19 protein-coding genes and 2 tRNA genes are annotated in these 22,918 nt (G+C 36.3%); 3 read left to right on the top strand and 18 right to left on the bottom strand.

The window, feature by feature from the left end; genetic code table 11:
• Nucleotides 1-18: 18 nt before the first annotated feature.
• A complete protein-coding gene (gene nagA, locus ACTTG8_RS00135; protein ID WP_442560123.1) occupies nucleotides 19-1,116 on the top strand; it encodes an N-acetylglucosamine-6-phosphate deacetylase in 1,098 nt (365 codons plus the stop codon).
• A 94-nt stretch (nucleotides 1,117-1,210) separates the two neighbouring features.
• Here nagA and ACTTG8_RS00140 read toward each other — a convergent pair whose 3' ends face one another.
• The 9 genes from ACTTG8_RS00140 to ACTTG8_RS00180 form a co-directional block, all read right to left on the bottom strand.
• Entirely contained in the window at nucleotides 1,211-3,025 is a 1,815-nt protein-coding gene (locus tag ACTTG8_RS00140) for an ABC transporter ATP-binding protein (RefSeq protein ID WP_442560124.1), read from the bottom strand.
• Between the two features lie 12 nt (nucleotides 3,026-3,037).
• Nucleotides 3,038-4,849, bottom strand: a complete 1,812-nt coding sequence (locus ACTTG8_RS00145) for an ABC transporter ATP-binding protein (protein WP_442560125.1) — start codon at nucleotides 4,847-4,849, stop codon at nucleotides 3,038-3,040.
• A 23-nt stretch (nucleotides 4,850-4,872) separates the two neighbouring features.
• Nucleotides 4,873-5,640 carry a phosphatase gene (locus tag ACTTG8_RS00150; RefSeq protein ID WP_442560126.1) on the bottom strand — a complete coding sequence of 256 codons (768 nt, stop codon included), beginning with the start codon at nucleotides 5,638-5,640 and terminating at the stop codon, nucleotides 4,873-4,875.
• 129 nt (nucleotides 5,641-5,769) lie between these two features.
• Nucleotides 5,770-6,714, bottom strand: coding sequence for an acyltransferase family protein (locus ACTTG8_RS00155; RefSeq protein ID WP_442560127.1), 945 nt, complete (start codon nucleotides 6,712-6,714; stop codon nucleotides 5,770-5,772).
• A 15-nt stretch (nucleotides 6,715-6,729) separates the two neighbouring features.
• Nucleotides 6,730-7,335 carry a hypothetical protein gene (locus tag ACTTG8_RS00160; RefSeq protein WP_442560128.1) on the bottom strand — a complete coding sequence of 202 codons (606 nt, stop codon included), beginning with the start codon at nucleotides 7,333-7,335 and terminating at the stop codon, nucleotides 6,730-6,732.
• A 265-nt stretch (nucleotides 7,336-7,600) separates the two neighbouring features.
• Nucleotides 7,601-8,347: a triose-phosphate isomerase gene (gene tpiA, locus ACTTG8_RS00165; protein WP_442560129.1), complete on the bottom strand. Its 747-nt coding sequence runs from the start codon at nucleotides 8,345-8,347 to the stop codon at nucleotides 7,601-7,603.
• A 74-nt stretch (nucleotides 8,348-8,421) separates the two neighbouring features.
• Complete coding sequence (locus ACTTG8_RS00170; protein WP_442560130.1) at nucleotides 8,422-9,633, bottom strand: phosphoglycerate kinase; 1,212 nt, start codon at nucleotides 9,631-9,633, stop codon at nucleotides 8,422-8,424.
• A 103-nt stretch (nucleotides 9,634-9,736) separates the two neighbouring features.
• Nucleotides 9,737-10,762, bottom strand: a complete 1,026-nt coding sequence (gap, locus tag ACTTG8_RS00175; protein ID WP_442560131.1) for a type I glyceraldehyde-3-phosphate dehydrogenase — start codon at nucleotides 10,760-10,762, stop codon at nucleotides 9,737-9,739.
• 330 nt (nucleotides 10,763-11,092) lie between these two features.
• Nucleotides 11,093-11,166, bottom strand: a tRNA-Arg gene (locus tag ACTTG8_RS00180).
• 90 nt (nucleotides 11,167-11,256) lie between these two features.
• Here ACTTG8_RS00180 and ACTTG8_RS00185 point away from each other — a divergent pair.
• Nucleotides 11,257-11,329: transfer RNA gene (locus tag ACTTG8_RS00185), tRNA-Thr, on the top strand.
• 63 nt (nucleotides 11,330-11,392) lie between these two features.
• Here the strand turns inward: ACTTG8_RS00185 and ACTTG8_RS00190 are convergent.
• The 8 genes from ACTTG8_RS00190 to ACTTG8_RS00225 all read right to left on the bottom strand — a co-directional run bounded on the left by ACTTG8_RS00190 (nucleotide 11,393) and on the right by ACTTG8_RS00225 (nucleotide 18,755).
• Nucleotides 11,393-12,229 (bottom strand): DegV family protein, encoded by an 837-nt coding sequence (locus ACTTG8_RS00190; RefSeq protein ID WP_442560132.1) that lies wholly within the window; start codon nucleotides 12,227-12,229, stop codon nucleotides 11,393-11,395.
• An 82-nt stretch (nucleotides 12,230-12,311) separates the two neighbouring features.
• Nucleotides 12,312-13,448, bottom strand: a complete 1,137-nt coding sequence (locus tag ACTTG8_RS00195; RefSeq protein WP_442560133.1) for a WG repeat-containing protein — start codon at nucleotides 13,446-13,448, stop codon at nucleotides 12,312-12,314.
• A gap of 53 nt (nucleotides 13,449-13,501) precedes the next feature.
• Nucleotides 13,502-13,678: a DUF4250 domain-containing protein gene (locus ACTTG8_RS00200; RefSeq protein WP_442552055.1), complete on the bottom strand. Its 177-nt coding sequence runs from the start codon at nucleotides 13,676-13,678 to the stop codon at nucleotides 13,502-13,504.
• Nucleotides 13,635-14,465, bottom strand: coding sequence for a GNAT family N-acetyltransferase (locus ACTTG8_RS00205; protein WP_442560134.1), 831 nt, complete (start codon nucleotides 14,463-14,465; stop codon nucleotides 13,635-13,637). Before ACTTG8_RS00205 ends, ACTTG8_RS00200 begins: the two co-directional genes overlap by 44 nt.
• On the bottom strand, nucleotides 14,465-15,232 hold the full coding sequence (locus ACTTG8_RS00210) for a TraX family protein (protein WP_442560135.1): 768 nt from the start codon (nucleotides 15,230-15,232) through the stop codon (nucleotides 14,465-14,467). The genes ACTTG8_RS00205 and ACTTG8_RS00210 overlap by 1 nt, the downstream gene beginning before the upstream one ends.
• Nucleotides 15,233-17,029 (bottom strand): ABC-F family ATP-binding cassette domain-containing protein, encoded by a 1,797-nt coding sequence (locus ACTTG8_RS00215; RefSeq protein WP_442560136.1) that lies wholly within the window; start codon nucleotides 17,027-17,029, stop codon nucleotides 15,233-15,235.
• Nucleotides 17,030-17,236: 207 nt separating this feature from the next.
• Entirely contained in the window at nucleotides 17,237-18,196 is a 960-nt protein-coding gene (locus ACTTG8_RS00220) for an SPFH domain-containing protein (RefSeq protein ID WP_442560137.1), read from the bottom strand.
• An 88-nt stretch (nucleotides 18,197-18,284) separates the two neighbouring features.
• Complete coding sequence (locus ACTTG8_RS00225; RefSeq protein WP_442560138.1) at nucleotides 18,285-18,755, bottom strand: NfeD family protein; 471 nt, start codon at nucleotides 18,753-18,755, stop codon at nucleotides 18,285-18,287.
• A 262-nt stretch (nucleotides 18,756-19,017) separates the two neighbouring features.
• On the opposite strand from ACTTG8_RS00225, the gene ACTTG8_RS00230 reads away from it, so the two are divergent.
• Nucleotides 19,018-21,033, top strand: coding sequence for a TaqI-like C-terminal specificity domain-containing protein (locus tag ACTTG8_RS00230; RefSeq protein ID WP_442560139.1), 2,016 nt, complete (start codon nucleotides 19,018-19,020; stop codon nucleotides 21,031-21,033).
• 253 nt (nucleotides 21,034-21,286) lie between these two features.
• On the opposite strand, the gene groL is transcribed toward ACTTG8_RS00230, so the two are convergent.
• Nucleotides 21,287-22,915 carry a chaperonin GroEL gene (gene groL, locus ACTTG8_RS00235; RefSeq protein ID WP_442560140.1) on the bottom strand — a complete coding sequence of 543 codons (1,629 nt, stop codon included), beginning with the start codon at nucleotides 22,913-22,915 and terminating at the stop codon, nucleotides 21,287-21,289.
• Between the last annotated feature and the right edge of the window lie 3 nt (nucleotides 22,916-22,918).

The raw sequence follows: 22,918 nt of genomic DNA on the forward strand, positions 1-22,918 counted from the left end.
AGCAATATGGAGATTATTATGATAATAAAAAACGGATTAGTATATAACGAAAATGGTGACTTTGAAAAAAGAGATGTTTATATAGATGGAGAGTTCATTACAGATACACTTCCTAGTGATGGAGAAGTTATTGATGCCGAAGGATTATATGTTATCCCCGGTCTTATTGATGTACATACTCATGGTGCAGTAGGACATGACTTCTGCGATGCTGACCTTGAAGGTCTTTACAAAATAGCAGAATTTGAGAAATCTCAGGGAGTAACTGCTTTCTGTCCTACTTCTATGACACTTTCAGAAGAGCTGCTTACAGGAATCTTCGCCACTATCAATGATTATAAGCCTGAGAAAAAACACGCAAGGGTTCTCGGAATAAATATGGAAGGTCCTTTTATCTCTCCTTCAAAGAAAGGTGCTCAGAATCCTGAGTATATAATGAACTCTGATATAGATGTATTTAGAAGGCTTAATAAAGTAAGTGGAGGCAATATCCGCCTTGTAACCCTTGCTCCTGAAACCGAGGGTGCTAATCTTTTTATCAAAGAACTTGCAAACGATGTTTCTATTTCTGTCGGTCATTCAGAGGCTAACTTTAAGCAGGCTGATGAGGCCTTTAAAAATGGTGCAAATCATGTAACCCATCTTTTTAATGCAATGCCTGCATTTAACCACAGAGATCCGGGCATAGTCGGTGCAGCTTTTGAAAATATCGGAGTAATGGCAGAACTTATCTGCGATAAGGTACATATTCATCCTTGTATGATACGAAGTACTTTTCGCCTTTTTGGAGAGGATAGAATCATTCTTATAAGCGATTCTATGGAGGCAACCGGTATGGAAGATGGCACATATTCTCTCGGAGGACAAAGGGTAAATAAAAAAGGCAACAAAGCAACACTTGATGATGGCACAATAGCAGGCTCCTGTACCGACCTATTTACCTGTTTTAAAAATGTAGTGGGTATGGGAATTCCACTTAAGTCAGCAGTAAAGATGGCTTCAACGAACCCTGCAAAGAGCATAGGTCTTGGAGATAAGGCAGGTGTTATTAAGTCGGGAGCTTACGCAGACTTACTACTACTTGATAAAGAATTAAATATAGTTAAAATACTATAAAACATATGTTTATTTAATTTAAGCACTTACTTAAAACAACAGACTGATCAAGAATTACTTCTAAATCAGTCTGTTGTTTATTTTAAATCAAATATTACCCTATCTCATCTACAACACTATTCTCAAACTGCCTTGTAAACAGTCCATAATAATAGCCTTTCTGTTTCATAAGTTCCTTATGTTTTCCCTGCTCTATAATCTTACCGTCTTTTACCACAAGGATTACATCAGCATTTACTATGGTTGAAAGTCTGTGAGCTATTACAAATGAGGTTCTTCCTGTTATTACCTTCTCTATCGCATCCTGAATTATCTTTTCTGTCACAGTGTCTATGGAAGAAGTTGCCTCATCAAGCACCAGTATCTTAGGCTCTGCAATTATTGCTCTTGCAAATGAAATCAGCTGTTTCTCACCTGTTGAAAGTAAATCACCACCTTCTCCAACCTCACTGTCAAGCCCCTTATCCATCTTCTCTACTACTGCTGTAGCAGACACAAGTTCAAGTGCCTTCATTATCTCCTCATCAGTTGCATCAGGCTTTCCATATCTTAGGTTCTCCCTTATTGTGCCTGAGAAAAGATGTGGAGATTGTAATACATAGCCTATATTTGAATGTAGCCACTGTCCGGAACGCTCCCTTGCATCTCTGCCATCTATAAGTACCTGACCTTGGGTCGGCTCAAAGAAACGGCAGACAAGATTTACAAGGGTTGACTTACCTGCACCTGTTTCGCCCACAATCGCAACATTAGTACCTTGTGGAACTTTAAGGTTAAAATTCTCAAGCACATATTCATCTCCATCAGGATATTTAAAAGTCACATCTTTAAACTCTATATCTCCATTAAGTTCTTCCCAGTTTTCCTTCTTTGGATTAAATATATCTCCGTATTTTTCCACAACCTCCCTGCTGTCTGCAACATCTGACTCCGTAGCCATAAGCCCTGTAAATCTCTCAATATTTACAGATGAGGCAATGAGATCTGCAAATGTCAATGCAACATTACTTATAGGCTCTATTATTCCCTGTAAATAGGACATAAAGACTGAAAGAGTTCCGACAAGCATAGCCCCCTCAAGACTTAAAATACTTGTCTGCATAAGTACAAGGGCAATTACAACTGAACTTGCAAACGAAACTAAGGAAGAATAAAGTGCAGAAAAATGAGCCACTCTTATAGATTTTCTTTTCATATTGCTAGTATCTCTATCAAAGTTTTCTTTCATTCTTCCTTCTGCAACAAGAGTTTTTATCTCCTTTGCACCTGTAATTCCTTCATTAAAATTTCCTGTAATTGTAGAGTTTATCTCTCTTACTTCACGATTCAGATGTAAGAGATTTTTTTGAAAGATTGAAACTATTATAGTTACAATCGGTATAATAACAGCTATGGCAAGGGTGATTTTAGCATTTAAGGTAAACATTACCACAAAAGCACCGACAATGTAGACTGTTGACCACATAATGTCAAAGAAATACCAAGCTGCAATCGCACCAATCCTTCCCGTATCGCTCATTACCCTTGCGTGTATGTAACCCACATTATTCTGATTAAAATATGAAAATGAAAGTGACTGTAAATGGTTAAAACTTGAATTTCTTAAATCTCTTGCGACACTTATTTCTATATTTGAGGCTACATAAGCTGAAGCAAATTCCATTCCAATCTCAAGGGCTATCGTGACAAGATAAAGTAATATAAATATTCCTATTCCGTTTAATTTCCCTCTTCCTATGAAATTGTTGATTGCATATTGATTAAAAAGTGGATAGATTATTCCGGTAATGGTTGAAATTGCACAAGTCACAAACATTATTATCATATCTTTTTTATATGCCCTGAAATATGGCCAAAGCTTAGGTATGCCAAACCAAGGCAAAAACTTTATCGTAGTTTTATCCTGCATATAACCTCCTTACTACTCGTAATCAAGAGCTACCGACTGTATGTCATATATTTTCTTGTAAATGCCCTCTTTAGCCAAAAGTTCATTATGAGTACCTGATTCAGCAAGGCTCCCCTTATCAAATACCAGTATATTATCTGCTGCCATAAGAGTTGTGATTCTGTGGGAAATGATAATAACAGTGCTGTCTTTCCCCTTTTCCATAAGTCCCTTTCTTATCTTTGCATCAGTTTCCGCATCAACTGCAGAAAGTGAATCATCAAATACCATAATAGGTGACTTTCCTATAAGCATACGGGCTATGGCTGTTCTCTGTTTCTGCCCTCCCGAAAGAGTAACACCTCTTTCCCCGACTGTAGTTTCAAATCCTTCTTTAAAATTCTCAATAGTTTCCAAAAGACTTGCAGTACCTGCAGCATCTTCAATATCTGCTCTCTCTGCTTTTTTACTGCCAAGGGCTATATTTTCAGCCAAGGTTCTGGAAAATAGATAAGGCTCTTGAAGTACCATTCCTATATTTTCACGAAGATACCCCAGTTCAATATCATTTATATCCACACCTGATATGGTTATACTTCCATTTTCCTTAGGAAGTTCATAGAGCCTGTTTAAAAGGTGCATAAGTGTAGACTTACCCGATCCTGTACCACCAAGTATGCCTACGGTAGTTCCACCCTTTATAGTAAATGATATATTTTTAACAATCTCCTTTGTCTCATCATAGGCAAAATTTACATTGTTAAATACTATATCTCCTGTCATCTTAGGAGTAAGTTTCTTCCCCTTATCCTCCTCAGGTTCTGAACTCATAATATATCTTATTCTTTCTGCTGCAATTCCACTTCGGCTAAGGCCTGAAACCAGTCTTCCAAGCATTCTTATCGGCCACACAAGCATAATGTTATATGAAAAAAACGCAATATATTCGCCTGCAAGCATTTCTCCCCTAACTGCAAACACTGCCCCAAGCACAACAACAATCATAGTCTGAAGACTTAGGAAAAATGTTCCTATTGCCCAAAACCATGCGAGTACCCAGTCAAGCCTAATCCACATCTTCCAATAATCGTGATTTTGTTTTTCAAACCTTTCTTTTTCAAAAAGTTCTCTGCCAAAAGCCCTTACTACTCTTACTCCTGTCAGATTCTCCTGCACAACCGCAGAAAGCTTTCCCTCTTCCACATCTGCCTCTTCAAAGATTTTACCCATTCTTTTATGACCGTATATCGAATAAGCTATATTTATAGGAATAATCGCAAGAGCAATAAGGGCCAGCTTCACATTTACTGTAAACATAAAGTAAAGAGAAAGGACAAGCATCAATACAGTCTTTAGCAGCTCTGTCAACTGCCCGGATACAAAGTTTTTCACTGCATCTACATCTGAGGTACAGCGTTGGATTATATCTCCTGTCTGATTCTTCGTATGCCACGAAAAAGGAAGTTTTGCTATATGCGCAAAGATATCATTTCTCATAGTTTCAACCAGGGTTTCAGCTCCCTTGGTATTGTAATATCTATATAAGTAGTTTAAAATAGCTGTCAATATTCCTATAATTATAAGAAAGATTGCCACCACATATAGATTCTCTCTAAGATAAGCCGCACCTCCCAAACTTTCTATAAAATTTGTTACAAAGTTCGGAAAGTTACTCTCTTTACCTGTAATCAGTGTATCTACCACATAGCTTATTACCCTTGGTATTATCAGGGTAAGCAGATTCACAAGAGAAATACAGACCACCGCAGTTATAAAATATCTCTTGCTTCCCCTTAAAAAGTATAAAAGAAGTTCTCTATTAGTATTAAATTTATTTTGTTTCATATCTTCTCCCATCATTTTCTGCCTTAACTCAACATTTTCAAAAAAGTTTCGGCATCTCTGTTTGCTATAAGCTCTTCAGGAAAATCAATTTCCTCAAGCATCTTAATTGCGTTAGGATATTTGCCTATCTTAAATGAGCAGTGTGCATCACTGTTTACTGCTATTTTAGTTCCATTCTCTGCACAGGTAACAGCAATTCTGCGGCATCTCTCCTTTATAATATCACCATGACCAAAGGAGGCTTCGTTTATTTCTATCATTTTATTCATAGCCTTAGCCGCTCTTACAACTTCTTCCACATCAAACTCAAGCCCGGATCGTCCAATATGTCCGAGCATTTTCACCTTATCATGCTCAAGCGCCTTAATATAAAGTTCAGTATTTTCTACAGCTGTAGAGTCGGCTGCAAATTCTTTAAAATGTACACTTGCAATAAGGTAATCTAACCTGTTTAATATACCTTCTTCATAGGTAACCTTATTTTCATCCTTATATGGAAACGGAATATAAATATCATGCCCAAATAAATTTCCCTTAAGGTCTACTATATCTACTTCTGCTCCAAATAAAAGCCTTACACCATGCCAAATCTCCGGCAAATCCCCTCTATTTATAAAAAAACCATAGCAGGCAAAGTCGGTTGAAGGCACAAAAAAAGAGCTAAAGTGGTCGGTAATTCCAACTAACTCAAGCCCTTGTTCTTTTCCTGCTCTTAAATTCTCTTCTATCGTCGAGTAAGCGTGTCCTGATGCTAGGGTATGAGTGTGCGTATCTGTTCTTATTATAATCATTGCTTTGCCTCCTTATCTTTAATCTAAAATTTTCAGTAACTATATTAGTTTAGCAGAAATATGAACATTTGTAAAGTACTGACTTATACTACAAGGAGATGACCCTCCTACTAGCTCATCTCCTTGTTATTAAATCCTTTTTCTTCCTGTACTAATGAGGTATGATAATATTAAAATAACCGTAAACACTATTCCAAAAGCTAAAATCTTGCTGTTTACATACCTTATTACCACGCCAAAAATCAAACTTCCGAAAATCATTTGAAAGCAGTATAATTCTAGCGAAATTTTCCCCAATGAATTAAGTAGATAAGATTTTATCTTTGTAAAAATTACATCTGCAAGCATTATTATTCCCATTACATAAGGTATTACAGCTATGTAAAAAACCTCACTTATCAAAAATTTCAGCTTTACCATATATGCAAATTTAAATGTAAAAAATACTCCAAGTCCTAGTAACAATAAGGCTGAAACAAGCTTATAATTAGTCTTCCATCTTCCCTCATACTTTGCCAGCATAAGTCCCAGCAGAATAATAGGAAGTCTGCATAAAAATATATTGATACTATGGTTATCGGTAACACTCTCAAGTAAGACCATTGTTATCGCCCATACTACAATAGATAGTCCAAATAAACTTGCATTATTTACTTTTCTTACTAGCTTAAGATAAAATGGTATAACTAGATAAAATACCATAATCCCCGGTATGAACCAAAGTAATGAGCCACCCCCATTTATAATAAAATCAACCCCTATAACTGTAAACAAGCCTTTTGTAATTGAAAGTTTACCCATTATTATAAATAAAATACAGGAAACTATAAATATCGGATACACATTCTTAAATTTTCTTTTTATATACTGAAAATAATCATCTGTCTTTGAAAAATATGCCATATATCCAGCCATAAAAAAGAAAATATCTACGCCGACATAGCCTGTCATTACAATATATCTTATTACACTATTTATTGTATCATTACTTCTTGAAAGTGGAAATAGATGAAAAAATACTATAAGTAATGCAGCTAACCCCATAATAGGCTGTTTTGTTTTCTTTAACTCCATTTAATTTCCTTTCAACTATTCCAACTTACCGGATTTATCCATGTCTATTACCTTTACTTCATCTTTGTTCATAATCTTTTCAAAATTAGCCTTAATCCCATCAAAAACTTTTTCATAGGTCATGGCAAGCAATACATACTTATCGGTATATAAAACACCACTTTTTTCTGCACCAACACAAATCCATTTTCTTGGGTCTGCATTTTTAGCTATATCTTCAGCCATAGTCTTTGCGTCAGCTCCATTTACTTTTATAAGCACTAATGAATGTGCATCTGTACTAATCTGACCTTCTGAACACACAGCTTTAATTCCATCAGACCATTTAATAAAACTATATGTTTCAAAACTATCCTTATCTAAATCAAATACATCATTGGCAGGTACCTTAGTACCTTCACATATTTTGCCTAAGAGTTCAGTCATCTTCATATTAGAGATATCTGTTTCTATAGAACTGCTACTACTTTTAGAACTATTTGCACTTGATGTAATACTTTTACTCTGTGATGCACTTGTAGTTGGCATATTTGCACTGCTTTTAGAATCATTTTTACTTCCGCAGGCAAAAAGTGTTAATGACATAATTCCACACATTAAAATTGCTATTTTCTTCTTCATATTTTTCTCCTTATTTAGAATAATAAACTATATTTTAATTGTTAGCTGTATTTGCCTATATTGAAAGTGAACTTTCATATAGGCAACATAAGCTAACAATCTTAATTTTATCATATTACCATATATATTCATTTACTTTTCAGTTAAATTTCTCTAAAATAATATATTTGCCAAAAAAATCCCACACCACTCAAACTGTGATGTGAGATTTTCTTACCCTCAACATAGTACTACTTTTCTATAATCAAGGTTTTATTTTTATTCATTACTTATAGTTTACAATCTTACCAAAATCAGCCTTAAGGCTTGCTCCACCTACTAAAGCACCATCAATATTTGGCTTTGTAAATAGTTCAGCTGCGTTACCTGCATTTACAGAACCGCCATACTGAATACGAACCTTCTCAGCAGTATCATCATCATACATCTCTCTTACGCAGTCACGAACTGCCTTACAGATTTCCTCAGCCTGCTCACTTGTAGCTGTCTTACCTGTACCGATAGCCCAAATAGGCTCATAAGCTATTACAAGATTAGCTACATCTGCTGCTGCAACATCTTTTAAGTCTGATTTTATCTGAAGTCTGATAAAGTCAACTGCTATTCCCATCTCTCTCTGCTCAAGTGTTTCGCCACAGCAAAGTATAGGAGTAATTCCTGCCTCAATAGCTTTCTTTACCTTCTTATTAAGAAGTACATCATCTTCTTTAAAATAATCTCTTCTCTCAGAATGACCGATAATTACATACTCTACACCTGCATCTTTAAGCATAGCTGCGGAAATCTCACCTGTGTAAGCACCGCTCTCCTCAAAGTACATATTTTCTGCACCAACTTTAACATTAGTTCCCTTAACTGCCTCTACCACTGGTACTATGTCAATAGCAGGTACACAGTAAACTACATCTACTTCATCATTTTTAACTAAGTCTTTTAACTCATTTACTAAAGCAACTGCCTCACTAGGAGTTTTATTCATCTTCCAGTTGCCTGCAATTATTTTTCTTCTCATTGTATTAACCTTTCAAAATATTTGACTGGGTATTTTTATTATCAGTACAAACATTGTATAATATTTAACAATTATTATTTATCGTTAGCTGCTGCTACACCCGGAAGTTCCTTACCTTCAAGGAATTCAAGAGATGCACCGCCACCTGTAGAAATATGGCTCATCTTATCGCCAAAGCCCATCTGGTTTACAGCTGCTGCTGAATCTCCACCACCTATGATTGTAGTTGCATCAGTTTCTGAAAGAGCCTTAGCTACTGCAAGTGTACCTGCTGCAAGTGTAGGATTTTCGAATACACCCATAGGCCCATTCCAAACAACTGTCTTAGCAGACTTAACTTCATTTGCAAAAATTTCTGCACTCTTAGGACCGATGTCGCAGCCTTCTCTATCAGCAGGCATATTATCTGCATCGTAAGTTTCTACTTCAACAGGTGCATCTATAGGATTAGGGAATTCTTTAATTGTAACAGAATCAACAGGAAGAAGAAGTTTCTTGCCAAGCTTTTCAGCCTTTTCAAGCATTTCTTTACAATAATCAACCTTTTCATTGTCAACAAGTGAAAGTCCTATCTCCTTGCCCTGAGCCTTAAGGAAGGTATAAGCCATACCACCACCTATAATGAGGGTATCGCACTTCTCAAGAAGATTGTTGATTACATTGAGTTTGTCTGCTACCTTAGCTCCTCCGAGAATTGCCACAAAAGGACGCTTAGGATTTTCAACCGCATTACCAAGGAACTCAATTTCCTTATTCATAAGATAACCAACCACGCAGGTATCAATATGCTCTGTAACACCTACATTTGAGCAGTGAGCTCTATGAGCTGTACCGAAAGCATCGTTTACAAATACATCTGCAAGGCTTGCAAGTTCTTTTGAAAACTCCTCACCATTCTTAGTTTCTTCTTTTCTGTATCTAGTATTCTGAAGAAGTACAACTTCTCCATCCTGCATAGTTTCTACTGCTGCCTTAGCATTAGCTCCTACAACCTCGTCATCAGCCGCAAATTTTACAGGCTGACCAAGAAGTTCAGCAAGCCTTACTGCTACTGGAGCAAGTGAAAGCTCCGGCTTTGGCTCTCCCTTTGGTTTGCCAAGGTGGGAACAAAGTATAACCTTACCACCATCTGCTATGAGTTTCTTAATTGTAGGAAGAGCTGCTACAAGACGGTTCTCATCAGTAATTTTACCCTCTTTAAGAGGCACATTAAAATCACAACGAACCAATACTCTCTTACCCTTAACATTTATATCATCAACACTTTTCTTATTTAATCCTGCCATTGGTTTATTCTCCTTATATAACAAGCATTTTATTTTAGTTAAAATGTTCTTATTAAAAAAGCCACCGAGAGCCATTGCCCTCGGCGGCTTAACCGCATTTTATTTATTTCACGAACTTCTCAAAATACTTAATTGTTCTAACCATCTGAGATGTGTATGAGTTCTCATTATCATACCATGAAACAACCTGTACAAGGTAAAGTCCGTCACCTGTCTTAGATACCATAGTCTGAGTAGCATCAAAGAGTGAGCCGTATGTCATACCAACGATATCGGAAGAAACGATCTGATCCTCATTGTAACCGAAGGTCTCAGCATCAGAAGCCTTCTTCATAGCTGCATTTACATCATCCTTTGTGATTTCCTTATCACTCTTAACTACTGCATAAAGAAGAGTTGTTGAACCTGTTGGAACAGGAACTCTCTGTGCAGAACCAATAAGCTTGCCGTTAAGCTCAGGAATAACAAGACCGATAGCCTTAGCTGCACCTGTGCTGTTAGGAACGATATTAGCTGCTGCTGCTCTTGCTCTTCTTAAATCTCCCTTTGGATGAGGTCCGTCAAGTGTCATCTGATCACCTGTATAAGCGTGGATGGTTGACATAATACCACTCTGGATAGGAGCGAAGTCATTAAGTGCCTTAGCCATAGGTGCAAGGCAGTTTGTTGTACAAGAAGCTGCAGAAATAATATCATCCTCTGCCTTAAGATTCTCGTGGTTTACATTATATACGATAGTAGGAAGATCGTTTCCAGCAGGAGCAGAGATAACAACTTTCTTAGCACCGGCATTGATGTGTGCCTGTGATTTTTCTTTGCTTGTATAGAAACCTGTACACTCAAGTACAACATCTACTCCAAGCTCTCCCCAAGGAAGGTTATTTGCATCCTTCTCTTTATAAATTTTGATTGTCTTACCATCAACTGTGATGCTATCCTCACCAGCTGTAACCTTATCAGCAAGTGCATATTTACCCTGTGATGAATCATACTTAAGAAGGTGAGCGAGCATCTTAGGATCTGTAAGATCGTTGATAGCTACGATTTCTGAACCTTCATGTCCAAACATCTGTCTGAATGCAAGACGGCCAATACGGCCAAAACCATTAATTGCAACTTTAACTGCCATTTTAGTATCCTCCTAAATATATATGTTGATATTGTTTATCCCAAATTATTCACGAAACATCTTGTGAAATATCGTAATCAAGCCGAAGGCTCGAAATTACGATATTTTACAGATGTTTGGTAATATCCCCCCATAGTCACAGACCAAAAACTGTTGACTCTAACATACTATACAATATGATAGGTCTGTGACCTATGGCGTGAATGATTCGGGTTATCAAACTTATCTATTATTCTAACTTGAATAGAGAAAAATATCAAGTATCAATTCACTATATTCTGATATTTTTTTGTCAAAGTTACCATATTTTTTATTTTAAAATATAAAAAATGCGTCTGACAGGATTCGAACCTGCGACACCCGACTTCGGAAGTCGGTGCTCTATCCGACTGAGCTACAAACGCATACTTAGTTTTATATCATAGTTCTTATTCTTTGTAAACACCTTACTCTTTACATTTTATATTTTTTAAGTTATAATAGCAGGGCAATTTGCTACTGTAGCTCAGTTGGTGGAGCAGCTGATTCGTAATCAGCAGGCCGTCGGTTCGAGTCCGATCAGTAGCCCTTTATAAAAAAGAAGAACCCTTTAATCAGGATTCTTCTTTTTTATATTTAAATATTACACTTTTAACAGCCTATAATTATGCCACCTTCTGCCGCATAAAGAGTAGCAATCCCTCCTGTCGGTACAATATCTACTTTTTCAAATTTATGTTTTTCTTCAAGCATTGCTTTTATTTTTTCTGCTCTCTCAGAACAATTACAGTGAGAAATTACAAGTGCCTTACTTCCTGTTTCTATTGCGTGCTTAGCTGTTAAATCAGCAAGAGCTACACAGGCCTTATTAATTCCCCTCGCTTGGTCAGCTTTAATTATATTACCCTCTTCATCAGTAGTCATAATAGGTTTTATATTAAGTGCCTCTGCAATGAAAGCCTTAAGCCCTGTAAGCCTTCCATTTTTTCTAAGATTTTCAAGGGTTTCCAGAACAAAAGTTGTCTGTTTTTTCGCATTAAGCTCTTCTACCCCTTTTACAGTCTCATCATAATCTGCTCCGGCATTTTTAAGCTCTACTATTTTATTGGCAAGCAATGCCTGAGTAGCTGCAGCTCCCTTGGAGTCTATCAGGTATATCTTATTCTTTCCTTTTTCCTCATGGTACATATCTATTGCAATCTTAGCTGAATTGTATGAGGCTGACAGCTTAGAAGATATAGTTATTATATATACCTCGTCAGCCTTGTCAAAATGTTTTAAGTAATCTTCTGGTGAAGGGCAAGCCGACTTAGGGGTATCCGGATAGTTTTTCATTTTCTTAAGAAAATCTAGGGCATCCAAATTCTCATCGTCTACAAAAACCTCATCTCCAAGCATCAAGCTTAAAGGAACTTTTATAACTTCCTCTTTTGCCTTTAATTCATCTGTTAAATCCGCTCCACTATCACATAAAATTAAATATGACATATGCTACTCCTTGCATGTAGTTTTTAATACTACATATCATAGCATATAAAAACTCATATTTAAAGTTAAATTTTTATAAAGATTATATAGTGGCTAAAATTTTACCTTTTTTATTAATAATATACCAGTTATTTTTTATTCTTACAGGAGCTATTCCATTTTCAAAGGAAGATGCCTCATCATATTGCAGTTTCAGCACTTCTTTTCCTGTTTTATCTATGTAGCCGTATTTATCTCCTTTATTCACAAGAGCATAGCCATCACTGAATTCAACTGCATAATCATACTTAGGCTTTAATATCTCCTTACCTTTTTTGTCTATGACTCCATATTTACCTTTCATAACAACCCATGCCAAGCCTTCACTGAAAAAACCTGCGCTATCATACTTCGGCTTTACTACCTCTTTTCCTGTTTTATCTATGTATCCACATTTTTTTCCTATTTCTACAATAGCCATACCGTTAGTGAAGTAATAGGCTGCATCATATTTTAGCTTTACTACTTCTTTTCCTGCCTTATCTATGTAGCCGTATTTGCGTTTCATACCTACCACAGCACGCCCCTCATTGAAATAATCCGCTTCATCATACTTAGGTTTTATTACCATTTTCCCCTTTTTATCTATATAACCACATTTATATTTATCTATATGACCACATTTATATTCTACAACAACTACTGCACGCCCCTCTGAAAAAAAATCTGCTAAGCTGTACTTTAACTTTATTACCTCTTTTCCTTTCTTATCTATGTAGCCATATTTATCGCCTATACTCACAAAGGCTAAGCCATCTGAGAAAAATCCGCTTTCATCATACTTAGGTTTTATTACTAATTTTCCCTTTTTATCTATGAAACCAAGTTTACTATTTACCCCTACCATTGCAAGTCCTTCATTAAATTCATCTGCCGAACTATACTTCAGCTTAGCTACTTCCTTTCCTGTCTTGTCTACAAAACCATGCCTGCCCTTTATTCTTACCATAGCAAGTCCTTCACAGAAACGATATGCCTCATCGTACTTCGGCTTTACTACTTCTTTTCCTGTCTTATCTATATATCCGTATTTGTTGTCCACTTTCACCACAGCCATTCCTTCATTAAAAGCAGATATAAAATCATACTTCGGCTTTGCAAACACTTTCCCTGTCGAAAGCAAACTGATTATCATAACAAACGCAGATACTATAAATGCCTTTTTAATTATATTTTTCATGGTTTTCCCTCCTTTGCAATAATTTTACTCTATTAGCTATTTTTTGTTATAATTTATACAAACTTATTAAGTCCCTCATCATACACATAATCAATCTTTTCCAACTGTTCAATTATATAACTTCTTTCTACCCCTTTTGCCTTGCAAAACTCCTCAAGGCTTGGGTAAAAATCTCTCAGCTGTGTGTTAATATAACTCAAAAGTATAGTTGCATCCTTTGGCAGTTCCATCTTGTTCCCTCCTTTTAAATCCACATTTAGTAAGTAATTTTATTGCTCCTATGTTTTCTCTCTTTGTTACAGCTGTAAGTCCTACAATTCCTATTCTTTTTTTTGCATAACTTATAACTGCATTTATAACTTCCATTCCATAACCCTGTCCTTGCATTTCTTCCCTTATAAAAAAGCCTATTTCATACTCCGCATCTTCGCCATGTGCCAACAAATCCAAACTGACAGCACCTAAAAGAGTATTATTAATTTTATCAAATATTCCCCAAATTCCATAATCATAAAATCGGTAAATATTTTCAATATATGCTAACAATTTCTCCCTCTGCTCATTCTCAGGCATTCTCCCATCTGCCACAAACTCCAGTATATGTTTCTGTCTGCTTATTTTGATAACCTCATCAATATCTCCTATGCAAAGTTCCCTAATTACTATCCTATTTGTAACTGCTATTGTGCAGGGAATGCCTAGTTTATGCCGATAGAGCCTTATCAAAAAATCAGTTTCCATCTCTTCAAAACTTCCCACTATCAGATCAATTCCATAGGGCAGACCCTTTCCTTCATTTTCATCATATACTACAGTCACTAAAGCAGTATTTATAACCTTTACAGTAAATTTTTTTGAAGAAATAATAAGCATGCCGTCTTTAAGTTCATTTATTTTGAAAATATCGTCAAATGTTTGACATTCTATATATGTTATTTCAAAGCCTTTAAAAATATTTCTTATAAAATAAATCTCTTTTTCAGGCAGAGTTTCAAGACAGACCACTACACATTTCATCAGCCTTCAAGCACCTTTCTCATAAAATAAAGCAGAATCAGGTGTATAGGATAAAAAAGGTAAAATACATATTTAGGTATCTTATACTCCCCTCTTTTTCCGTTGTAGAGCATAATCAAGATAACTGCCGGAAGACCAAATGTTTCAGTTATTCTACCGGCAAATGAATCGTAACTTACAAGCCAAATAAAAACTGCAATCCCTGCCAGTATAAATTTTGTTCTCTCTACTTCGAATTTCCTATTGATTTTTACAAGCACTGCTTGTATTTTTTCAAAATAATAAATTGCAAGTATTAAAATAAGACCAAATACTCCATAATCTGACGATATTTCAAGCCCTACAAGCATCATAGGTAAAATTATTATAATTTGTAAAATAATACTTAAAATGATATTTTTTATTTTTTCATTTACACCATCAACCAAAATGATTGTAAATAAGCCTAGGGCAAGAGTGAAAAACACATTTTGGTAGCCAAAGTCGAGCCTAAAATCAGTCCTTGAAAACATGGCATCAAAAGGCAGTTCTGATACGATGGCAAGCAGAACCAAACTTCCCAAATACCTCCATTTATTCCTTGTATGATAATATCCTTCTACAATCATAAAGCAAAATAAAGGAAAGGCTGACCTGCCTAATCTTCTTCCCATATCGTACAATTCCCACCATTCCCCCGGAATGATATTATAAAGAGCCTCTGTTGTATGGTCGATTAACATACTGATTATTGCAACTATCTTTAATACAAATGATGTAACTTGCATCTACCTTCCTCCGGTCTGTATCTTTTCATTAAGTTCTGTAAGATATAACCACCTTTCTTCCTTGTATTCCAGTTCTTTTTCTAATTTTTCTTTCTCCACCATCAGTTCATTTAACCTTCCATACCTTGTAGCATTTTCAGCTATCTCTGTATCGATGTTCTCTAAAGCCTCATTTAACTTTTCAATGTCTTCGTCTATTGTTTCAAACTCTTTTTGTTCAGCGTAAGTAAACTTAAGTTTAACCACTTTGTTTGCCTTCCAGTCCCTTTTAGCATCACTTTCTTTTTTCTCTGTCTTTACTTCCTCTGCCTTAGGTGTGGCCTTTGCAATAAAATCGCTGTACCCTCCTTCATAGAGTCTTATCTCCCCATTCTCAAAAGAAAATATTCTATTTGCAACTCTATCTAAGAAATATCTGTCATGCGATACTGTGATTACTACTCCTTCAAAGCTGTCAAGATAATCCTCTAAAATCGACAGCGTAGTTATATCCAAATCATTGGTAGGCTCATCCAAAATAAGAATATTAGGTGCTAAAATAAGAGTATGTAAAAGAGCAAGTCTTCTTCGTTCCCCTCCCGACAGTTTCTCTATCTTTGTATACTGCATTGCACCCTCAAAAAGAAATCTCTCAAGCATCTTACTTGCAGAAATCATTCCATCCTTTGTCTTTACAAACTCCGCTATGTCTTTTGCCGACTCTATAATTGTCTGACTTGGATTAAGTTCTCCCGAATCCTGTGAAAAATAGCCTATTTTTGCTGTCTGCCCTATAACTATATTACCACTGTCAGGTTGTACCTGTCCCAGAATCGTTTTTAACAGCGTAGATTTCCCTGAACCGTTCTTTCCTACAATACCAATCCTGTCAGTTCTTCTAAATAAATAGGTGAAATCCGTAAACAGGATTTTATCTCCATAAGATTTTGAAATATTATAAATTTCTATAATCTGTTTTCCAAGTCTGCTCGATACCGAATCAACAGTTACTTCCTTATCTACTATAATTTTATCCCTGTTTTTCAGCTCTTCAAATCTTTCTATATGTGCTTTCTGCTTAGTCGAACGAGCCCTTGCTCCTCTCATCATCCAAGCTAGATCCTTCTTGTAAATAGCCGCATTTTTTCTCTCGGTTGCAACCTCCATTTCTTCTCGCTCAGCTTTCAGTTCCAAATACTTCATATATCCGCCCACATAGGAGTACAGCTTTCCATGTGTGAGTTCTACTATTCTATTTGTAACTTGGTCTAAGAAATATCTATCATGTGTAATTATAAATAAAGCCTGTTTCATTTTTTTCAGATAGTCCTCAAGCCACTCCGACATAGCTGTATCAAGGTGGTTGGTAGGCTCATCTAAAATAAGAATTTCAGCATCATCAAGAAGAGTACGCACCAGAGCAGCCCTTTTTTTCTGACCTCCTGAAAGTGTAGCTATCTTTTCTTCCACATCATTTATTTCAAATTTAGCAAGCAAACTTCTTGCCTCTCCCTCTAAATCCCAAAATTCATTTTTGGCCTGCTTTCCTTTTATAACTTCTGAAATAACACTTTCATCTTCATCAAATTCAGGATTTTGTGGAAGATAGGATATACGAACCGAGTTCCCCTTGGTAAGCTTTCCACTGTCTGTTTCTTCTGCTCCTGCAAGGATTCTTAAAAGGGTAGATTTTCCTGTACCATTTATGCCGATAAGCCCTATCTTATCTCCTTCATTTATACCTAAAGAAATATTATCGAATAAAATTTTGTCGGAGTTAAAACTTTTCGATATATTTTCTGCTGTAAGTAAATTCATATTTTCTCCTAAAATTATCTTATCTAAAATTTCTGTCCTATAATATCATATATCAAACTTTGTTGTAAATATTGTATCCTATTAAACAAAATAAAATCAGCCATACCTTAGTAAGATATAAGCTGATTTTATTGATGTAAAACTATTATATGTTTTTTTATTTATCCCAAATTATTCACAAAACATCTTGTGAAATTTATTCTCTAATTATTCCTCTGCCTGTTTCTTAGCCTGTGCTGCCACTTCAGTTATTCCGCTTACAAGTCCTGCAAGTCCCTGTATCTCTGATGGAATAATAATCTTAGTAGCCTTGCCGTCTGCTGCCCTTCCAAATGCCTCCAAACCTTTAAGTTTGATTACCTCGCCTGACGGAGCTGACTCATTAAGAAGTTTAATACCGTCTGCATTAGCTTTCTGTACTGCAAGTATAGCCTGCGCCTGACCTTCAGCCTCACGAATTGTAGCCTCCTTCTTAGCCTCTGCACGAAGAATCTGAGCGGCTTTTTCAGCCTCTGCCTCAAGAATAGTAGACTCCTTCTTACCTTCTGCTACAAGGATGGCTGCCTTCTTCTCACCCTCTGCACTGGTAACAGCAGCTCTTCTCTCTCGCTCCGCCTTAGCCTGTTTCTCCATTGCTCCCTGAATGTCAGGAGGACACATAATATTCTTAAGCTCTACTCTGTTTACCTTAATTCCCCAAGGGTCTGTTGCAACATCAAGTGTAGAACGCATCTGTGTATTGATGGTTTCACGAGATGTAAGCGTTTCATCAAGTTCAAGGTCACCTATGATATTACGAAGTGTAGTAGCTGTAAGATTTTCAAGGGCTGAAATAGGACTTTCTACACCGTAAGCATAGAGCTTAGGGTCTGTTATCTGATAGAAAATAACAGTATCTATCCTAATAGACACATTATCCTTTGTAATAACAGGCTGTGGTGGGAAGTCCGCTACCTGTTCTTTTAAGGTAACTCTCTTTGCTACTCTGTCAATGAAAGGCATTTTTACATGAATACCTACATGCCAAGTATCCTGATAGCCTCCAAGTCTTTCAATAACCATGGCTGTTGCCTGTGGCACAATCTTAATACAGGATGCAAATATCAAGATTATAACTATTGCAACCAATGTCAATGAAAGAAATTGTACATTTAATAACGCTCCCATAGAAATACCTCTTTTCTTTTTTATTTATATGTATTGGGCATAACCCTCCTACATTTTACACAATTAGCTATACTATTACAATCACATGTTACCCTTGAACTGTATTTCTACCAAAATTTATAATTCCATCTGTAATGACAGGTTCTACTATGAGCTTAACACCCTGAACATCTACTACCTTTACTATAGTATCTACTTCTATAATTCCACCTATGGTAGTTCTTGCAGACCAGTCCATTCCATTTAAAACTACCCTGCCTGTCTGATTTAAATTATTAATTAATTCTACAACCTTTGCCTCTTTACCAATTAAATCATCAACATTTGTTTTAGTCCTGCGTGAGTTTACATATTTTACTGCAAGTGGTCTATAAACTACCAGTACCACAAGTGATATTACTAAAAATAAAATAATCTGAACCCAAAGTGATACCCCGAATAAACTTGCAAAAAAAGCTACCAAAGCACCTACTGCGAACCAAATAGTTGTAAGCCCCATTGTTAAGAACTCCATTACAACCAATATTATAAATGCCATAAGCCAAAATTGAAAGTCCATATCTTCCCTCCTAAAATATTATCAAAACTCTTTTTAGAACTTTATCTTTTATATCATTATAAATCACTTTTAAGTTTTTTGTTTAACTTTTTTCAAAATAATTCCTTAATTAATGATAACGGAGTGTAAAATAGCTTATTGATGTTTATTTTTAAAATATAATATTTTTATCGACAATGGTCTTATTTAAGACTATAATAGAAGTAGGAAAAACAAAATTTAATCATAACCTATTAACAGCTTAGTACAGAGGAGGTTCGACATGAAAAGACAGTCCGATGAGAAAATGCTTTCTCTTGCTGATGTGTGCAGGGAATTATCTATTTCAGAGGCAACAGCTAAAAACTGGATAAAATTGGGTAAACTGATTCCTGACAAACTCGGCACAACATATTTTTCCATAGATTATATGCAGAAACTTAAAGCAGATATTTCCAGTGGGAATAATACTGCCTTAAAAAGCAGGCGCAACAAAAAATTTGTTTCAGGTAGAGGCTTATATTACTCTTATATACCTAATGATTCAAAAAATCTTGCTCCTGTTCAAGAAATAGTAAATTTTGTTGATGAAAACAACATTGAAATTACAAATGACCTCTTACTATCCATCATAGCCGACTGCGCCTTAAAGCTCATACTGTCAATGTCAGATTCGTCTATTAATATACCTGTCTTAAAGGCTTTTATAAACAACGAATATCTGCCTGAGCCATATAGCTTTTTGATTAATGACCTCATAGACGGTATTGAAGGTGTGTCAGACATCATTGATGAGTATCCTGAACTTTTTACAAAAGACTATTACTACGAGAAAGATGTCGATGTTATCGGTCTGCTATATATTTCGTTAAAAAGTTCTCGTGAAAGAAAGGTACAAGGTTGTTACTACACACCTTCCAAAGTTGCCAAAAGATTATGTCACAACTTAACACTTTCTGATAAGATGGATGACAAGAAAATTTTCGACCCTTGCTGTGGCACAGGAAATTTTATTTTGCAATTTCCGGACAGTTTTGACTACAACAATGTATACGCAAACGATATAGATCCTTTGAGCGTAAAACTTGCCAGAATCAATTACGCATTTAGATACAGGCTGAGTGACAAACAATTAATTTACAGCCATATCACCGAATCCGATTATCTCTATTTCCCTAAAAATAAGAAGTTTGATTATATACTTGGCAACCCTCCTTGGGGTTATCATTATTCACATGATGAAAAAATCAAACTTCATGATAAATTCAACTGTGCAACCACCCTGTCGATAGAGTCTTATGATATATTTATTGAACAGGCCTTAAGCAATTTAAAGATGAATGGGACTCTTTCATTTATTCTTCCTCATGCTATATTAAATGTTAAGTCGCATACACCTATAAGAAAAATTATATTTGAAAAATGTTCTTTTGATTATATTGAATTTTTAAGCAAGGCCTTCGACAGCGTAAACTGTCCAAGTATCATCTTGCAGATGAAATATACCGGACTTCCTTTTTCAGCCCTTGGTATGAGAATTAATGAAGGGCACAGAGAATATACTATTGATATTGAACGAAAGATGAATGCTGAGTATTGCTCTTTCAATACCACTGACGATGAATATATGATAATACAAAAAATCGAGGCTACTCTTGGACATACCACACTAGCCGGCCAGTCGACCTTTGCACTTGGCATCATCACCGGAGATAACAAGAGATTTCTCTCTGATACTAAATCAGATAAAAATGAGCAAATCCTTAGTGGTAATAATGTATTTAAGTATAAGTCCAAAAATCCTTCAAAATACATAGAATTTAAACCTGAACTCTATCAACAGGTTGCTCCTACAGAACATTACAGAGTTAAAGAAAAACTCATATACCGTTTCATCTGTAATCAAATAGTTATGGCCTACGATAATAAAAGCACACTTACACTTAATAGCTGTAATGTACTAATCCCTCAAATTCCGGGGCTTTATACTAAGTATGTAATGGGAATACTTAATTCAAGAGTAGTACAGTTTTATTTTAGAAAAATGTTTGATTCTGTAAAAGTATTAAGGTCACACATAGAAAAAATCCCTATTCCTGTTGTTGGAGTAGAGGAGCAAAATAAGATTATTGAAATCGTAGATAAGATACTGCGACTGGGAATCAAGGTAGATACCTTTAGAACAATAAAGCTTTATAATGAATTGGATTTGAGAGTTGCAAAATTATATAATATCACTGATAAGGAGTATGATATTATTTTGAAAAGTATGGATAAAGAGAATTTGTTTTTGCCATAACCCTTTCTTTTCATAGCAGGAGCCTCCGTTTGCAAGTAAGATTGCAAATGGAGGCTCTTAATTTGGTTGTACTATTAATGATACCGGACTGCTTCGTGCTTCGCACTCTCGCAGTCCTACAACAACACTCGCAATCCGCTCATTTTTCTAGCGAAAAATGGCTACTTGCTCGTATTGTTGGCGGAGTAAAAGCTGGCAACTCCTCTTGTAAGCAAGCTTACATCGGAGTTGCAGACTTTCACTCCTTTTATCATTACATCATTCCCATGCCCGGTGCACCCATTCCTACCGGAGCTGCCGGAGCTGTTTCTTTGATATCTGCAACAAGGCTCTCAGTAGTAAGAAGTGTAGATGCTACACTGGTTGCGTTCTGAAGTGCACTTCTGGTTACCTTAACAGGATCAAGGATTCCTGCACTTACAAGGTCAACATATTCTTCCTTAAGTGCATCAAAACCAAAACCTACCTTACCCTCTTTTACCTTACTTATAATTACAGCACCTTCAAGGCCTGCATTAGCCGCTATCTTAAAGAGTGGAGCCTCAAGAGCCTTAAGTACTACCTTTGCTCCTGTCTTCTCATCACCTTCAAGTGTGGTTGCAAGTTTTTCTACCTCTTTTGTAGCGTGGATATAGGCTGAACCACCACCTGCAATGATTCCTTCTTCAATAGCTGCCTTAGTAGCTGCAAGAGCATCCTCCATACGAAGTTTATTCTCTTTCATCTCTGCCTCTGTAGCTGCACCTACACGAATAACAGCAACACCTCCTGCAAGTTTAGCAAGTCTTTCCTGAAGTTTCTCCCTATCAAAATCAGAAGTTGTTTCTTCAATCTGACTTCTAATCTGAGTAACTCTTGACTTAATCTCCTCAGAATCACCCTCACCATCAACTATAATTGTATTTTCTTTCTGTACCTTTACGCTCTTAGCACGTCCAAGCTGCTCAAGAGTAGCATCCTTAAGCTCAAGGCCTACCTCACTTGAAATAACCTGTCCACCTGTAAGGATAGCTATATCCTGGAGCATTTCTTTTCTTCTATCACCATAACCCGGAGCCTTAACAGCTACTACATTAAATGTTCCACGAAGTTTATTTATTACAAGTGTTGTAAGAGCCTCTCCCTCAACATCTTCTGCAATAATAAGAAGTCTTGCACCCTGTTGTACAATCTGCTCAAGAAGTGGAAGTACATCCTGAATGTTGCTGAGTTTCTTATCTGTAATAAGAATATATGGGTTGTCCAGTACAGCCTCCATCTTATCCATATCAGTACACATATAAGCTGATACATAACCTCTATCAAACTGCATACCCTCTACAAGGTCAAGCTCAGTCCTCATAGTCTTACTCTCTTCAACAGTAATAACACCGTCTTTGCTAACCTTCTCCATGGCATCTGCTACAAGGGTGCCTACCTCATCATCTCCTGCTGAAATAGCTGCAATTCTCTGTACATGAGACTTACCTTCTACAGGGCTGCTCATTTTTGAAATAGCCTCTACAGCACACTCTGTAGCCTTCTTCATACCCTTTCTAAGAATGATAGGATTTGCACCTGCTGCAAGGTTTTTCATGCCTTCATTTATCATAGCCTGTGCAAGCACTGTAGCTGTAGTAGTACCATCACCTGCTACATCATTTGTCTTGGTAGCTGCCTCTTTAACAAGCTGTGCTCCCATGTTTTCAAATGCATCCGGCAGTTCTATCTCTTTTGCAATAGTAACACCATCGTTTGTAAGAAGAGGTGCACCATAACTCTTGTCAAGTACCACATTTCTTCCCTTAGGTCCTAAAGTTACGCTCACTGTATCTGCAAGCTGGTTTACACCAGTTTCTAATGCTTTTCTAGCCTCTGTGCCAAATTTAATTTCCTTTGCCATTTT

Source organism: Catonella sp. (assembly GCF_052173895.1).
Classification (GTDB): domain Bacteria; phylum Bacillota; class Clostridia; order Lachnospirales; family Lachnospiraceae; genus Catonella.